This is a genomic window from Ruegeria sp. CJ9 (assembly GCF_056536625.1).
In genome coordinates, this window is record NZ_JBQFPY010000004.1 from 115,056 (window position 1) to 131,101 (window position 16,046).

A 16,046-nucleotide genomic window follows, 5' to 3' on the forward strand; every position below is an offset into this window, starting at 1 on the left:
CTACAGGATTCCCCGATGGCAGACCAGCGCGCCGAACTGACATGGACCGAGGATCAGATCCCGGTCTCGGACCGTTTCGACGATCCTTATTATTCGCTGCAGAACGGGTTGGAGGAAACGCGGCATGTCTTTCTGGCGGGTAATGATCTGCCCGCGCGATTTGCGCCGGGGTTTCGTATCGCCGAGCTAGGTTTTGGCACGGGTCTAAACATGCTGACTGTGTGGTCCGAATGGGAGAAATCTGGCCAAACCACGCCCCTGACCTTCACCAGTTTCGAAGCCTTTCCGATGACGCCCGAGGACATGTCCCGCGCAATGGCATCGTTCCCCGAATTGACACCGTGGAGCGACCGTTTTCTGGCGCAGTGGCAGAGTGGCGGGTGCGATCTGGGGACCCTGCGCCTTGAAGTGATCGAGGGCGACGCTCGTCAGACATTGCCTGACTGGGCTGGTCGGGCAGATGCATGGTTTCTGGACGGGTTTTCCCCGGCAAAGAACCCTGAATTGTGGGGGGCTGATCTGATGCAGCAGGTGGCGGTTCATACGGCAGCCGAGGGCACGGCAGCCACCTACACTGCCGCCGGATTTGTGCGGCGCGGGCTGGAAAAGGCGGGCTTTACCGTCGCCCGAACCCCCGGCTATGGCCGCAAGCGTCATATGACCCGGGCGCGCAAGCCATGACGCAGCAGAATAACGTGCGGGCCGGAATTGGCCTGATGATCGCGGCCACCATCGTGTTTGCCTTGCAGGACGGTATCTCGCGCCATCTGGCCGGGACCTACAACACCTACATGGTTGTGATGATCCGCTACTGGTTCTTCGCCGCGTTTGTCATTGCGCTGGCAGCGCGCGCGCCGGGCGGGTTACGGGCCGCAGCGCAGACGAGCCAGTTTGGGCTACAGGTGTTTCGTGGCGTCTTGCTGGCGGCAGAAATTTGCGTGGCCGTGTTTGCGTTCACCGTTCTTGGCCTGATCGACACGATGGCTGTGTTTATCTGCTATCCATTGCTGGTCGCAGCCTTAAGCGGACCGGTGCTTGGTGAGAAAGTAGGTTGGAGACGCTGGTCCGCTATTGGTGTCGGTTGCATCGGAGTGCTGATTATCCTGCAACCCGGGGTCGGGGTGTTCAACCCGTGGGCCATCGTTCCGCTCATATCCGCGCTGATGTTTGCACTCTATGGTCTACTGACCCGGTTCGCTGCCCGTAAGGACAGTGCGGCCACCAGCTTTTTCTGGACTGGAATTGCAGGTGCTGTTGCGATGACTTCGGTGGGAATGTGGTTCTGGGAACCGATGGCCCGCCCGGACTGGGTCTGGATGGCGGTGTTGTGTGTCAGCGGCGTGTTAGGCCACTGGTTGCTGATCAAATGCTATGAGATGGCCGAGGCCAGCGCGGTGCAGCCCTTTGCCTATTTCCACCTGGTCTGGGGTACGATTTTGGGCATCACGGTCTTTGGCGAGGCGCTGCGGCCAGAGGTCGTTCTGGGCGCAGCTTTGGTCGTGGCGGCGGGTCTGTTCACCCTATGGCGCGAACGACGCCAGGGTTGAGCCGACCAATTCCTGCGAGAAGGGGATCGGCAGAGCGGGCTGGCCCAGGCGCGCGCGATAGACCGGCAGGCTTTCGGCCACACGCATCACGTAGTTGCGCGTCTCGCTGAACGGGATCGTCTCGATCCAGTCGACCACGTCAATCTCACCGGCGCGGGGATCGCCATATCGATCCATCCACGATATCGGACGGCGCGGCCCGGCATTATAGCCTGCGGCCATCATCACCACATTGCCGTTGAAATCCTCTGCCAGCCCAGACAGGTAATTGGCGCCCAGCTTGGCGTTGTATTGCCAGTCCGAGGTCAGCTTGATTGTCTTGTGACCGCTGAGAATTCCCAGCTCCTTAGCTACCAGTTGCGCCGTGGCCGGCATCACCTGCATCAGCCCGCGCGCGCCCGCGCCGCTGATCACCACCGGGTCGAACTCGCTTTCGCGACGGGCGATGGCCAAGGTCATCTCTTTCGCCATGGGCAGGCCCATATCGGCCACCGGATGCACCGGGTAATAGGCGGCGGGCAGAACAACGCCCGTTTTCGCCGCCCGTTTGGCGATCATCACCGCCAGATGCGGCTCCTTGAGTTCGATCACCAGATCGCCCAATTGCGTCGCCTGCACCTGATCCAGTTCTTCTACCAGATGGGTTAGGAAGCGTTCGGACAGGTTATCTTCGCCCGCACGCAACAGCAGCAGCCCGGCTTCCAACACGCTGGAGTCGGCAAACTCCGCCTGTTTCCAATGCGGCGCGCGGCGAGGGTTGGCCAATTCGCTGTCAAACGGTCGTCCAATGCGTTCAGCCGCCAACAGGCCATAGAACGACGTCTGGCAATCCGCGCCCATCGCATAAGCTTCATAGGCTTTGTCGACATCGCCTTGCGCGCTATAGGCCCGACCCAGCCAGTATCCGCCGCGCCCTTTCGAGATCGGAGACTGCACCGCGCCTGAAAAGTTCTGGAAATGCCGCACGGCTGTGGCCGGATCGTTCAACTTGCGCAGGGCCAAGAACCCCGCCAGCCATTCCAGATCGGCATAGGCATAGCCCATTTCCGGCGTCATGTGATGGTTCGCAGCGATCTGGTAGGCGCGATTCACGTCGCCATTGCGCATCTCAAGCCGGGCCAGACGGCGGCGGCCCTCGGCCCATTTGTCAGGTTCACCCAGCGCCTCAGGCCCGGTCGAGCGTGCCAACATCAGGTCAATTGCGCTGTCGTCCAGCTCTTTCCGGTCGCGCCAGACAAAACGGTCAAAGGCCAACCCCGGCGCGTCGGCCAGGGATTTCGGAACGGCTGCAACCTTGCCATCGACGCCGGGCAGGCGTTTTTGCAGGGCAATCCGCGCTTCGGCCAGCTTGCGCTGATCGGCACTGACCAAGGGCAGCATCTGCCCCGCGCTGACCAAGTGGTTGTCCCACAGCATCCGGTCCAGCCGCGCCGCGTGGTGGGGTTTCAGCAGTTTGCTGAAATTCTCAAGGTAATTCTTCTGCAGACCCTTACCCATCGGCATGGTGCGCCATGCAGCTACAATGTCAGCCTCGGCATCACCTTCGCGCCCCTTGGCCATCAAGGCGACAGCATAGTTCAGCGCCCCTTCGGCGGTTTGCGGCGGTACGTCGGCGTAGAATTTCAAGACCCGATCGGGATCAGCACCGGTAAAGACCGGCTCGCTTTTGCGCCTCAGCCAGGCCAGACCCGGCCAATCCGGTCGGCGTTCCAGAAACACCAGCACATCGCCAGAGCTGCCATAGCCTTCGCGCAGCCAGTGCCAGACAATGATATCGCGGCTGACCGACCCCCGATTGCCCGAAACCCGCAGGGCGGCATTCCAGTCGCCCTTACGCATTTCGTTCATCCCGGCCCGCAGATCACCGACCGAGTCGGCCTGCGCTTGCCCCATTGACCCAAGAATCATTGCTATCAAAAGCGCTAGAACGCGTGTCATGCCTTGCATTTCCCAACCAACCAAGGATAGAGCCATTCAGGATAAACCTTGTGCCGACGGTATCAACTCACATCGCCATGATTGTGACGATCCTTGGGCACAAAAAACACAAACTGCACACTAAGGAGCGTGTCATGTTCAAAGGCTCAATGCCAGCCCTCGTCACACCGTTTTCAAACGGCGAGTTGGACCTGAAGACGCTCAAACACTTGGTGGAATGGCAGATTCAGGAAGGCTCGACCGGGCTGGTTCCTGTGGGCACCACCGGTGAAAGCCCGACCCTTAGTCATGAAGAGCATGAAACCGTTGTGGAAGAGGTGGTCAAAGCGGCCGCTGGTCGTGTTCCGGTTATCGCCGGGGCGGGGTCGAATAACACGGTTGAGGCAATCCGCTTTGTGCGATTCGCAGAACGGATCGGTGCCGATGCGGCACTGGTGGTGACGCCGTATTACAACAAGCCGACCCAAAAGGGTCTGGTGGCACATTTCCGTGCGCTGCATGATTGCGCCGATATTCCGATCATCATCTACAACATCCCCGGTCGGTCGGTCGTCGACATGACCCCGGCAACCATGGGTGAACTGGCTGAACTGCCGCGCATCGTGGGCGTCAAGGACGCCACTGGTGATCTGGCGCGCGTCAGCCAGCAGCGTGCGACTTGTGGGCCCGCGTTCTGCCAACTGTCCGGCGAAGACGCGACCGCGCTGGGCTTTAACGCGCATGGCGGTGTTGGCTGCATATCGGTGACCGCGAATGTCGCACCGAAGCTTTGCGCCGAGTTCCAGCAGGCGACGTTGGCAGGCGATTTTGCCAAGGCGCTGGAATATCAGGATCGCCTGATGCCCCTGCACGAGGCGATTTTCCTCGAGCCGGGTCTGGTCGGGGCAAAATACGCGCTTAGCAAACTGGGTCTGTGCAGTGACGAGGTCCGCTCGCCTCTGACACCGCTGGAAAACAACACCAAGGCCGCTATTGATGCCGCAATGGCCCATGCCGGTCTGATTTGATCCCAGCCTGGCCGGGTGGTTTCACCCGGTTGGCAATCCCTTGGAAAAGACGGATTGGCCTGTCAGGCTAAAAAAGAAGGGGGCTGAGAGCCCCCTTTTATTATCGTTTTCCGTAGTACAGCCCGACGACGTGTTCGGCCTGTGCAAAGAATAGCCATCGGGAAATTGCAACGCCGGTCAGATGGGATAGGACGGCGAGCAATGCCAGTATGTGATGGAATGGCAGCATCAACAGGATCAGCGGTACGAAAATGGCCAACGTGAACGAGATGATCCGCAGCTTTTCGGCGTGTTTGCGCCCGACCACGTGGACGAATTCGCGCAGCAGATAGTTGGTGCCGGTATGGGGTGGTTCAAACGCCCGAACCGAACCGCGCCCGCCCAGGCCTGTAGCGGTGCCCAGATCAGTGCCGGATTGGACAAAGGCCTTGTCCCCTTGCCGCCAGTACATCAGTTGCACCGCGCCGGCGATCAACAACAACGGCATCGCCCAAGCAAGTTGCCCGGACAGAAGCGCCCCGCCCGCAAGGCTGAAGCTGAGGAACATGGTGGGTGTCAGCTTCATGTTCCAGCGCGGGATGGTCTTGAGCTGGGTATAGATCATCGATGTCGTGAACACTGTTGCCAGTGAGAACAAGGAACCGAGAACGCCCAGAGCGCCCCAGCGCTGCCCAAAAAACACCGCGCCGATGGCGTAAAGCCCCATCAGGACTAGGGCGATGACTGCGCACCAGCCTTCACGGCTGAGCCAGCTTGACCGCCATTGCGTAAAAGCCTTCATCGCGCGTTCCGGGTGGCCCAGGTGGAAGGTCGAGGCCAGCAAGCCGCCGACGGAAAGACCAAAGCCGATGGCAAAAAGCGCAAAAGCGACCCAGCCGGTGACGACGGGCAAGCCGAGGCCGAGGAAAAACAGCAGGCCAAAACCCAGGCCCGAGAGGGTGGTGAAGACGATGACGGAAGGTGCGGGATGCATCAGAGCTTCTCCAGAGTTTTGTCGAGCCAGCCAAGGAATCCTTTGGGTTCTTCGGCGACCGGGGCCAGCAGCGGGGCCAGAATGTCGATCTGATCCTCGATCTGATCCTTGGGCCTGGGTGGCAGATATTTGTTGACGGGTTTGGTGCCCATTTCCGGCATCAGGTCCATGCCCTCACGCTCAGCCACCAGTTTGCTGACGTCGCTGTCAGGATCGCCAAGATCACCGAAATGCCGGGCCCCGGCGGGGCAAGTGCGCACGCAAGAGGGGACACGATCCACCTCGGGCAGGTTCTCGTTGTAGATGCGATCAACGCACAGGGTGCATTTCTTCATCACACCTTCCGCCTGATCCAGCTCGCGCGCGCCATAAGGGCAGGACCACGCGCATAGGCCGCAGCCGATGCAGTCGCTTTCATTGACCAGAACGATGCCATCCTCGACCCGCTTATAGCTGGCCCCGGTGGGGCACACGGTGACGCAGGGCGCGTCTTCGCAATGCAGGCAGGATTTGGGGAAATGGATCAGCTGTGCGTGACCCTCATCCGGTGTCACCTCGTAGGAATGCACACGGTTCAGGAAGGTGCCCGACGGATTGGCGCCATAGGCATCCTGATCCGACAGCGGCGCGCCATAGTTTTCGGTGTTCCAGCCTTTGCAGGAAATGACGCAGGCATGGCAGCCAACGCAGGTGTCCAGGTCGATAACCAGACCCATCTTACGTTCGGTGGATTGGGGGAGTTGGGTCATTTGCCTACCTTCCACGCCAGATCTTTCGGGCCGGTTCCCACCGGCGATTTTATAGGATCGAATTCCGGTTGGCTTTCGGCGTCACCCGGGGCTTCGGCTTTTTCGATTTTGACCTTCAGGTCGAACCAGGCGGCCTGACCGGTAATGGGGTCGGAGTTGGCCCACCGCATGCCATCGCCTTTCGGCGGCATCAGCTCGTGAATCAGATGGTTCAGCAGGAAGCCCTTGGAGGCCTCGGGCGCGTCCTCTTGCAGGGCCCAGGCGCCTTTGCGCTTGCCGATGGCGTTCCAGGTCCAGACGGTGTTTTCATTCAGCGCTGCCATTTCCATGACCGGCACCGTGATTGCCCCATGCGGCGAGCTGACCTTGGCCCAGTCACCATCCTGCAGCCCGTGCTCGCGCATCAGTTTGGTCGGGACATAAAGAGGGTTGCGCCCGTGCAACTGGCGCAGCCAAGCGTTCTGGGTGCCCCAGCTATGGTACATTGCCATAGGGCGTTGGGTCAGGGCGTTGACGGTGAAACCTTCGTTGCCTTGTTGATCGGTCTCGTACCAGATCGGCAGCGGGTCCATCGTGTCCTTGATGCGCTGGCGCAGATGCTCGGGTGGTTGCCTCTCACCATGGCCTTCGGCCGCCAGTTGGAATTTGCGCATCGGTTCCGAGTAAAGCTGGAAAAGGTAAGGTTGCGGGCTGTCATAGATACCCATGCCCACGGCCCAGTCCTGATAGGCTGCGTTCCAAGGTTTGTAGTAATCCGCACCTTCGGGAATATGCGCGACATAGAAGCCGCCGTTGTCGATATAGCGGTTCAATTGTTCCGGGTTGACCTCACCACGCCCTTCCTTGTCGCCATCTGGGCCACGGAAACCGGCCAGCGGGCCAATGCCCGGGCGGCGTTCGTGGTTGACGATGTAGTCGGCATAGTCCTTCCACTTGGCGCTGCCATCTTCGTTGGTGAAGCCGGGCAGGTTCATGCGGTTGGCCAGTTCGATCAACACCGACTGGAACCCGCGGACGTCGCGATCGGGTTCGATCACCGGCCAGCGGATCGCATCGGCGGCGGCATCAGCCTCGCAGATTGGACGGTCCAGAAGCGAGATACAGTCATGCCGTTCCAGATAGGTGGTGTCGGGCAAGACCAGATCGGCATAGGCCACCATTTCCGAGGAATAGGCATCGGAATAGATGATGTTCGGAATGACGTAATTTCCGTCATCATCTTTGGCGGTCAGCATTTCCATCACGCCTTTGGTGTTCATGGACGAGTTCCACGACATGTTTGCCATGTACATAAACAGCGTGTCGATCTTGTAGGGATCACCCGCAGCAGCGTTTGAAATCACCATATGCATCAGCCCGTGGGCCGACATCGGGTTTTCCCAGGTGAACGCCTTGTCGATGCGAATGGGGCTGCCGTCATCGTCCAGCAGCAGATCGTCGGGACCGCGTGGAAAGCCCAGATGCGGCCCGTTCAGCGGTCGGCCCGGACGGCGGTCGCCATGCGGTGTCGGGTGCGCCTCGACCGGTTTGGGATAGGGCGGTTTGAAACGGAAACCTCCGGGCACTTCGACAGTGCCCAGCAGGATTTGCAGAACGTGCAGCGCGCGGCAGGTCTGGAACCCATTTGCATGGGCCGATACCCCGCGCATCGAATGGAAGCTGACCGGACGACCGATCATCTTGGAGTGCTTCTCACCCCGGAAATCGGTCCATTCGTGGTCCAGTTCGATTGCTTCGTCAAAGGCAACACGGGCGATTTCGGCCGCGATGGCGCGGATGCGTTGCGCCGGGATGCCACAGCGTTCGGCCACGGCCTCGGGCGCGTTGTCGTCGCTGAGGTATTTGTCCGCCATCAGGTGGAAGACCGGGCGGTGGGTGACACCATCTTTTTCGTAAGTCGCCGACAGGTCAGGTCGCACACCCGGCTTGTCAAAGGCGGTCAGCTGGCCTGTGGTGCGGTCGATCACCAGCGGTTTTCCATCGGCGTCGCGCAGGAACAGGCCTTTCTCGGGGCCTTCGGCGGCATTCACCAGAACCGGCGCGTTGGTGTAGCGGCTGAGGTAATCAAGGTCGATCTTGCCCGCCTTCATCAGCACGTGGATCAACGACAGGATGAACAGCCCGTCGGTGCCCGGCGTGATCCCGACCCAATCATCGGCCACAGCGTTATATCCCGAACGGATCGGGTTCACCCCGATCACCCGCGCACCGCGCTTTTTGATCTTGCCGATGCCCATCTTGATCGGGTTGCTGTCATGGTCCTCGGCCACGCCGAACAGCATGAACAGCTTGGTGTGATCCCAGTCGGGCTGACCGAATTCCCAGAACGCGCCACCCATGGTGTAGATGCCACCCGCCGCCATGTTGACGGAACAGAACCCGCCATGGGCCGCATAGTTGGGGGTGCCGAAATTCTGCGCCCAGAAGCTGGTGAAGCTTTGGCTTTGGTCGCGACCGGTAAAGAAGGCCAGTTTCTGCGGCGCGGTTTCGTGCAACTCGTTCAGCCAGCCAACGGCAGTGCTGATCGCTTCGTCCCATTCGATCTCGCGAAACTCACCCGAGCCGCGGGGACCAACCCGGCGCAGCGGCTTGCGTAACCGCGACGGCGCGTTGACCTGCATGATCCCGGCCGAGCCCTTGGCGCACAAAACGCCCTTGTTCACTGGATGGTCGCGGTTGCCTTCGATATAGGCGACCTTGCCGTCTTTCATATGAACGTTGATGCCACAGCGGCAGGCACACATGTAACAGGTGGTGCGCCGAACCTCGTCCGAGACTTTAGGGCTGGTGTCTATCTTCGGTTGCTGGATGGTCATCTGGCGTCCTTCTGTCGGGGCGGATCAGGTCAGGAAAGTTATTCCGGCTAGGATAATTCCTGCAATGAAAAGAGTTTCTAAGACGATCAGGGCAATGGCTGCGCCGCCGACCGACAGGATTTGTTTCAGGTTGGTCTTCATGCCGACCGCCGCGATGGCGATCAGCAGCAGCCACCGCGATGCCTGGCTAAGCAGTTCAGAGATGAAAGGCGGGATCAGGCCGAATGAGCTGGCGGCAGCCAGAACAAGAAATCCAAGGACAAAGCCCGGAAGGATCGGGGGCCGTTTGCCGGTTTCATCCATTTCAGCAACGCCGCGGATGATCAGCGACGCGACCAGAACCACCGGAGCCAGCATCGCCACACGGATCAGTTTCACCAGCGTTGCGGTATCGCCGGTCTGTTCCGAGATCGAAAAGCCTGCGCCGACCACTTGCGCCACGTCGTGGATCGTACCGCCCAGAAACACGCCCCCTGCGACATCGCTCATGCCCAGAATGCGCACTAAGATTGGATAGGCGATCATCGCAATGGTCGATAGAACGGTGACACCCAGAACGGTAAAAATCAGGCGCTCTTCGGATCGTTCATCCTTGGGTAGAATGGCGCTGATGGCCATCGCGGCAGAGGCCCCGCAAATCGCGACAGAACCGGCGGTCAGAAAGGCAAAGCGCCATTTGTGGCCAAAGAATCGGGCAACCAGAAGGCCAAAGCCAATCGTTGCTAGAACCCCGCCCACGACCAGAGCGATCAGGTCCCAGCCCAGCCCCATCATCAGCGTCATTGAAACCCGAACACCTAACAGCGCCACGCCCAGGCGTAGCAGCGATTTTGCGGCAAAGCCGATACCAGGGACGGTTTTACCCTCTTCCCCCAAAAAGCTAAGCGCAATGCCCAAAAGTAGAGCCATCAGCATGGCTGGCGTCGCGTAATGCTCAGACAGGAATTTGGCAGATACAGCAACGATGATCGCCACCAGAATGCCCGGGAAAAGGGTGCGGGCCTTTTGGGTGGCATTTACACCGACAAGATTTGAAATCTGGGTCATGGCCAGCATTTATTCGACGGTCCTTCCTGACGCAGCGGCGTCATCGGCGAGTATGCCGCCGAAGTTATGCTGGTTCCGGATCAGCATGTCTCGGGCTCGGCATCGTCGTGCTGGGCCTGAACAGCGGTCACTGCAATCATGTGCAGAACATCATCTGCCGAACAGCCGCGTGACAGGTCGTTTGCTGGTTTCGCCAGTCCTTGCAGAACCGGCCCGATGGCCTCGGCCCCGCCAATACGCTGTGCGATCTTGTAGCCGAGGTTCCCGGCATCGAGATTCGGGAAGACAAACACGTTGGCTTGCCCCTTCAACGGCGAATCCTTGGCCTTTTTGCTGGCAACTTCGGGCACGTAGGCGGCGTCGAACTGCAGCTCTCCGTCGATCAGCAGATGCGGGCTTGCGGCTTTGGCGATCCGGGTGGCTTCGACCACCTTGGAAACTTTGGGATGGTTGGCGCTGCCGCCTGTGGAAAAGGACAGCATGGCAACACGGGGTTCTTGGCCGGTCAGTGCGTGGTACGACGCCGCCGATGCCTGCGCGATTTCGGCCAGTTCCCGTTCGTCGGGATCAACAACCAGACCGCAATCGGCAAAGATGTGAACACCCTGAACCGCGTGGTGGTCGCGGTCATAAATCATCAGAAAGAAGCTGGACACCATATGGGCGTCGGGCGCTTTGCCAATGATCTGCAAAGCGGCGCGCACAGTGTCCGAGGTGGTTTCAACCGCCCCTCCGACGGTGCCATCAGCCAGTCCCAGGTGGACCAGCATGGCGGCATAGTTCAGGCGGCTTCTGATCAGTTTCTGCGCGTTCTCTGGCGTCATGCCCTTGTGCTTGCGCAGCTCATAATAGGTCGTGGCGAACCGATCTGTATGGGGGGATGTCGCGGGGTCATGGATGGTAATCCCGTCCACATCGGATCCGCCTTTTTCCGCCAGCAAGGCGGTGATCTTGGCGTGATCGCCCACAAGGATGATATCGGCGGCATTTTCGGCACGCGCTTTCAGCGCACCTTCCACCACACGTGGATCATCGCCCTCAGCAAGGGCGATGATCTTTTTGGAACTGGTCGCAGCCCCAAGTATTTGGCGCAGGGGCTTCACGTAATTATGCTCCGGCCTGGGGCTTCATGTCCGCAGCATCGATACCAGCGACCTCGACGGGCTTCTTCATCGCATCGCGGCGGAACGGGTCACCCAATTCCTGGTTGATCATCGCTTCGATCAGCGTGGTGATGCCGTTTTTCTGATCGATGATCGCCTGGTTCAGCGCCGCAGTCAGCTCGTCCTGTGTGCGCGCCTGAACGCCCTTCAGTCCACAAGCTTGCGCGATGCCCGCATACGATACTTGCTGGTCCAGCTCTGTGCCCACGAAGTTGTCGTCAAACCACAGGGTCGAGTTACGCTTTTCCGCGCCCCACTGATAGTTGCGGAAAACGATCTGGGTTACAGCAGGCCATTCTTCGCGACCAATCGCCGTCAGCTCGTTCACTGCGATGCCGAATGCGCCGTCACCTGAGAAACCGACAACCGGAACATCGGGGCAGCCAATCTTGGCACCGATAACCGCTGGCAGGCCATAGCCGCAGGGGCCGAAAAGGCCAGGAGCCAGATATTTGCGACCCTCTTCAAACGACGGATACGCATTGCCGATGGCGCAGTTGTTGCCGATGTCGGACGAGATGATTGCCTCTGTCGGCAGCGCCGCCTGAATTGCGCGCCACGCCATGCGCGGGCTCATCCAGTCGGGCTTGGCGGCACGGGCGCGCTCGTTCCAGGTGGTGCCCGGATCGTCGTTCTCGTGGGTCAGCGAGCTCAGCTCTTGCGCCCAAGCAGATTTGGTGGTGGCAATGGTGTTTTTGCGATCTTCTCGACCTGCGTCACCGGCATGATCACCCAGACGGGCCAGTAGACCTTCGGCAACTTTCTTGGCATCGCCAACGATGCCAACCGTGACATCTTTGGTCAGGCCGATACGGTCAGGGTTCAAGTCAACCTGAATGATCTTGGCGTCGGTCGGCCAGTAGTTGATGCCGTAGCCGGGCAGGGTCGAGAACGGGTTCAGACGGGTGCCCAGAGCCAGTACGACGTCTGCTTTGGCGATCAGCTCCATACCAGCTTTCGAGCCGTTATAGCCCAAAGGACCGGCAAACAGCGGGTGCGAGCCGGGGAAGGCGTCGTTGTGCTGGTAGCCAACGCAGACCGGTGCGGTCAAACGTTCGGCCAGCTCGGCAGATGCGGGGATCGCGCCGGACAGAACAACGCCAGCGCCGTTCAGGATGACGGGGAACTTGGCTTCCGACAGAATGTCAGCCGCTTCCTGCAGTGCCTCGTCACCGCCTGCGGTGCGAGCGAATTCAACGATCTTCGGCAGCTCGATGTCGATAACCTGGGTCCACATATCGCGCGGGATGTTCATCTGAGCCGGTGCCGAGGCACGCTTGGCCTGCAGGATTACCCGGTTCAGAACTTCGGCGACACGCGACGGGTCACGCAGTTCTTCCTGATAAGCCACGCAGTCCGAGAACATGCGCATCTGCTCCATCTCCTGAAAACCGCCCTGACCGATGGTTTTGTTCGCGGCCTGTGGTGTGATCAGAAGTACTGGTGTGTGGTTCCAGTATGCGGTTTTAACAGCCGTTACAAAGTTGGTGATCCCAGGACCGTTTTGCGCGATCATCATCGACATCTTGCCGGTCGCGCGGGTGTAGCCGTCGGCCATCATGCCGCCGGACCCTTCGTGCGCACAGTCCCAGAACGAAATTCCGGCCTTCGGGAAAATATCCGAGATCGGCATCATGGCCGAGCCGATGATACCGAACGCATGTTCGATCCCGTGCATCTGCAACGTCTTAACGAATGCTTCTTCAGTCGTCATTTTCATGTGTGTGATCTCCGCGCATGTGTGGAATGGCCGGGCCCGGTGCCCCGCCTTTGCATACGGTTTTGACCTATGGGGGAGGGCTGCGTTAGGGCCAGATGGATTTGCGGAATATGTCCAGTATGGCGCTAACAGCCGCGTATGGCCTCTGCGATCAATTTCACACCCGGTTCGATACGGTCCTGCCGGATCGAGGAATAGCCGATACGGTAGAAATTCTTCGGCTGATCCGGCCCCGAAAAGAACGGCGCGCCGGGTTCGATATGAACGCTCTGGCCCTGCAGCGTGTGGGCCAGTTGCGTTGTGTCGACGTGTTCAGGGGCAGACATCCACAGGGATGATCCGCCCATGATGCCACGCCCGGCCACTGTCAGCCCGTGTTTGTCGATCGCTTGGTCCAAGGCCTCACGCCTGCGCGCCAAAGCCTTGGACATGCGCCTGATCTGCGCGTCGTAATGGCCCAATGACAGGAAATAGGCGGCGGTGCGCTGGATGTGCCCCGGCGGGTGGCGCAACACCAACGAACGCAGCGCCCGCGCCTCGCGGATGAAAGGTTCCGAGCCGACCATGTATCCCAGGCGCAATCCCGGAAATAGCGATTTTGAAAAGCTGCCGACATAGATCACGCGGCCATCGCGGTCCATTGACTTCAACGCCGGAGAGGGCGCGCCCAGAAAGGCCATTTCGAACTCATAATCGTCTTCGACCACCATTGCGTCCAGGTCGTGCGCGCGTTCCAGCAATTTGTGCCTGCGTTCAACGGGCATAGTTGCAGTGGTTGGGCTTTGGTGACTGGGCGTCGTAAAGATAACGTCGGCGGTGTCAGGCAATGTCTCAGGGGGCAGCCCGTCGCGGTCGACGGGTATCGGAGTCACGTCGCAATCCCAATGCTCTAGCAGGCTGCGCAGAGAGTAATAGCATGGGTCTTCGATCACCGCGGTGCGATTGTGGGTCAGCAAAATTCGTGAGGCCAGCCACAGTGCGTTCTGCGCGCCCATGGTGATCAGAATCTCTTCGGGGCGGGCGGCGATGCCGCGGCGGGGCAGGGTGTGACGGGCAATGAATTCGACCAGCAACGGATCATCCTGATCCACGTAATCGGTGGTGAGGGATTCGAAATCCTTGTGCCCAAGGGCGCGTACGGCACACAGGCGCCAGTTGGCGTGGTCAAAAAGATTGCGATCCGCTTGCCCGTAAATGAATGGATAGCGATAGCTGCGCCAGTCCCGTGGTTTCGACAGCATGTCCCCGCCCGAGAATCGGCGGGCCAGCGCAGCATCCCAATCCACGGTTTCGGCACCGCGCTGAAGGGGTGTGTATTTCGGCGGCACCGGTGCGTTTTGCGAGACGAAATAGCCCGAACGCCCCTTTGCCGTCAGATAATCATTGGCCAGCAGTTCGGTATAGGCCAGCGTCACCGTAATCCGGCTGACACCCAGATGGGCGGCCAGTTTGCGTGATGAGGGCAGCTTTTCCCCGACATGAAACCTGCCGGACAGTATGCCTTCGGCAATCATCTGCTGGATCTGCGCCTGCAGCGTACCTTGCCCGTTCAGCTCAAGAAAGAATGTGTCGACCGATATTGCCATGAGGTCTTATAGGGTGGACCTAAAAGATGAGCAATCTGGACTTATGACTTTTCCAAAAATTCCCGCGTTGCCGTGCTTGACGGTGGGTTTCAATTCACCTAAATAACTAGAAATCTAGTTTAATGGAGAATCGAATATGTGGGAAACTGCTGCAGCAGGATTTTCGGCCATGGGGTCCGAGGCCCGGTTGAAGGTTCTGAGAACTTTGGTCCGCGCCGGACAGGCGGGCCTGACGGTTGGTGAAATTCAAGAGCGGACGGGAATAGCACCGTCAACCTTGGCTCATCACCTTCGGTTTTTGGCCGCTGGCGGTGTCGTGGAACAAGAGAAAGTCGGGCGCAGCACGATCAACCGTGCCTGCTATGACGAGTTGAGAAATCTGGCGCAGTTCATCCTTGCCGAATGCTGCGCGGACGAAGTGGGAAAGGCCGCGAACGATGGCTGAACTGACGCAAAATCCCAAAGTGCCCGTGAAGGCGCTTGATCTGATTAAAACCCCTTGGGCATTGATCGTTGCAATCCTGGCCGCCGTGGCTGTTCTGGACCCTGGTAATTGGGTTGAAGTCGTGACTTTTGCTGGTAAGGCGCTGATCCATACCGGCCAGTATATCCTGTTTGCCGTTTTGTTGCTGTCCTACCTCAAGGCGACCGGGGCCGAGGTGATGGTCGCGCGCGCCTTTGAAGGGCGCGAGACGCGGATGATCTTCCTTGCTGCGGTGTTTGGTGGATTGGCGCCGTTCTGTTCCTGTGAGGTCATCCCGTTCATTGCCGGATTGCTGGCGCTGGGTGCGCCCCTGTCTGCGGTGATGGCGTTCTGGCTCAGCTCTCCGTTGATTGACCCGCCAACCCTATTGATCACCGCCGGTGCGTTAGGATGGCCCTTTGCGATAGGCAAGGCGATTGCTGCGGTGGCGCTGGGTCTGTTCGGCGGTTTCGTTGTGCGCGGCCTGAAGCGCTCGGGCGCCTTTGCCCAACCGCTGCGCGACTACAAACCGGCCGGTTGCAGCGCTTGTGGTGGCCCAAAACAGGATGACAAACCGGTCTGGCGATTCTGGCAGGAAGCTGAGCGTCGTCAGCGGTTCCAGTCGGAATTCGTTCACAACGGGCTGTTCCTGCTGAAATGGCTGGCCCTGGCTTATGTGTTAGAGGCGCTGTTGGTCAGCTATGTTCCGGCCGATCTGATCGCCCGCGTGGTGGGGGGCGAAGGTGTCGTACCCATCGTGATCGCGGCGTTGGTCGGGATGCCTGCCTATCTGAATTCCTACGTCGCGCCGCCACTGCTAGCGGGGCTGACAGAACAGGGGATGAGTGCGGGGGCCGCGATGTCGTTCATGATCGCGGGTGCGGTCAGCTCGATCCCGGCGATGGCAGCGGTGTGGTCACTGGTCAAACCACGGGTCTTTGCCACCTATCTGGGTCTTGGGATTACCGGGGCGATCATTGCTGGTATTCTGTTTCAGATGATCTAAAGGAAAAACCGCCCGGAGATACCTCCGGGCG

General features: G+C 59.7%; 13 protein-coding genes. 5 read left to right on the forward strand and 8 right to left on the reverse strand.

The genetic code is table 11. The features are described 5' to 3' along the window. Positions 1-15: 15 nt before the first annotated feature. Positions 16-681 carry a tRNA (5-methylaminomethyl-2-thiouridine)(34)-methyltransferase MnmC2 gene (gene mnmC2 / locus ACR0AJ_RS10235; protein WP_170362318.1) on the forward strand — a complete coding sequence of 222 codons (666 nt, stop codon included), beginning with the start codon at positions 16-18 and terminating at the stop codon, positions 679-681. Continuing rightward, positions 678-1,547, forward strand: a complete 870-nt coding sequence (locus ACR0AJ_RS10240; RefSeq protein WP_480648730.1) for a DMT family transporter — start codon at positions 678-680, stop codon at positions 1,545-1,547. Before mnmC2 ends, ACR0AJ_RS10240 begins: the two co-directional genes overlap by 4 nt. On the opposite strand, the gene ACR0AJ_RS10245 is transcribed toward ACR0AJ_RS10240, so the two are convergent. Then, on the reverse strand, positions 1,521-3,485 hold the full coding sequence (locus ACR0AJ_RS10245; RefSeq protein WP_480740792.1) for a lytic transglycosylase domain-containing protein: 1,965 nt from the start codon (positions 3,483-3,485) through the stop codon (positions 1,521-1,523). The genes ACR0AJ_RS10240 and ACR0AJ_RS10245 overlap by 27 nt on opposite strands. A 134-nt stretch (positions 3,486-3,619) precedes the next feature. Between ACR0AJ_RS10245 and dapA the strand changes: the two genes are divergently transcribed. Beyond that, the gene (gene dapA, locus ACR0AJ_RS10250) at positions 3,620-4,492 is read left to right on the forward strand and encodes a 4-hydroxy-tetrahydrodipicolinate synthase (RefSeq protein ID WP_170378338.1); all 873 of its coding nucleotides are present in this window, start codon (positions 3,620-3,622) and stop codon (positions 4,490-4,492) included. A gap of 100 nt (positions 4,493-4,592) precedes the next feature. Here dapA and ACR0AJ_RS10255 read toward each other — a convergent pair whose 3' ends face one another. The 7 genes from ACR0AJ_RS10255 to pdxR form a co-directional block, all read right to left on the reverse strand. Then, positions 4,593-5,465: a dimethyl sulfoxide reductase anchor subunit family protein gene (locus ACR0AJ_RS10255; RefSeq protein ID WP_170378340.1), complete on the reverse strand. Its 873-nt coding sequence runs from the start codon at positions 5,463-5,465 to the stop codon at positions 4,593-4,595. Beyond that, on the reverse strand, positions 5,465-6,214 hold the full coding sequence (locus ACR0AJ_RS10260; RefSeq protein WP_170362313.1) for a 4Fe-4S dicluster domain-containing protein: 750 nt from the start codon (positions 6,212-6,214) through the stop codon (positions 5,465-5,467). The genes ACR0AJ_RS10255 and ACR0AJ_RS10260 overlap by 1 nt, the downstream gene beginning before the upstream one ends. After that, on the reverse strand, positions 6,211-9,030 hold the full coding sequence (locus ACR0AJ_RS10265; protein ID WP_480740794.1) for a molybdopterin oxidoreductase family protein: 2,820 nt from the start codon (positions 9,028-9,030) through the stop codon (positions 6,211-6,213). The genes ACR0AJ_RS10260 and ACR0AJ_RS10265 overlap by 4 nt, the downstream gene beginning before the upstream one ends. 24 nt (positions 9,031-9,054) lie before the next feature. Continuing rightward, positions 9,055-10,077: a YeiH family protein gene (locus ACR0AJ_RS10270; protein ID WP_480740795.1), complete on the reverse strand. Its 1,023-nt coding sequence runs from the start codon at positions 10,075-10,077 to the stop codon at positions 9,055-9,057. An 80-nt stretch (positions 10,078-10,157) separates the two neighbouring features. After that, positions 10,158-11,180, reverse strand: coding sequence for a phosphate acetyltransferase (gene pta / locus ACR0AJ_RS10275; RefSeq protein WP_170351007.1), 1,023 nt, complete (start codon positions 11,178-11,180; stop codon positions 10,158-10,160). Between the two features lie 4 nt (positions 11,181-11,184). Further along, positions 11,185-12,960, reverse strand: coding sequence for a sulfoacetaldehyde acetyltransferase (xsc, locus tag ACR0AJ_RS10280; RefSeq protein WP_170398326.1), 1,776 nt, complete (start codon positions 12,958-12,960; stop codon positions 11,185-11,187). 125 nt (positions 12,961-13,085) lie between these two features. After that, on the reverse strand, positions 13,086-14,546 hold the full coding sequence (gene pdxR, locus ACR0AJ_RS10285; RefSeq protein ID WP_170398329.1) for a MocR-like pyridoxine biosynthesis transcription factor PdxR: 1,461 nt from the start codon (positions 14,544-14,546) through the stop codon (positions 13,086-13,088). A 136-nt stretch (positions 14,547-14,682) separates the two neighbouring features. Here pdxR and ACR0AJ_RS10290 point away from each other — a divergent pair, with 136 nt between their 5' ends. Both ACR0AJ_RS10290 and ACR0AJ_RS10295 read left to right on the forward strand, forming a co-directional pair. Continuing rightward, entirely contained in the window at positions 14,683-14,991 is a 309-nt protein-coding gene (locus tag ACR0AJ_RS10290; protein WP_058283064.1) for an ArsR/SmtB family transcription factor, read from the forward strand. Continuing rightward, complete coding sequence (locus ACR0AJ_RS10295; protein WP_480648735.1) at positions 14,984-16,015, forward strand: permease; 1,032 nt, start codon at positions 14,984-14,986, stop codon at positions 16,013-16,015. Before ACR0AJ_RS10290 ends, ACR0AJ_RS10295 begins: the two co-directional genes overlap by 8 nt. Positions 16,016-16,046 lie beyond the last annotated feature (31 nt).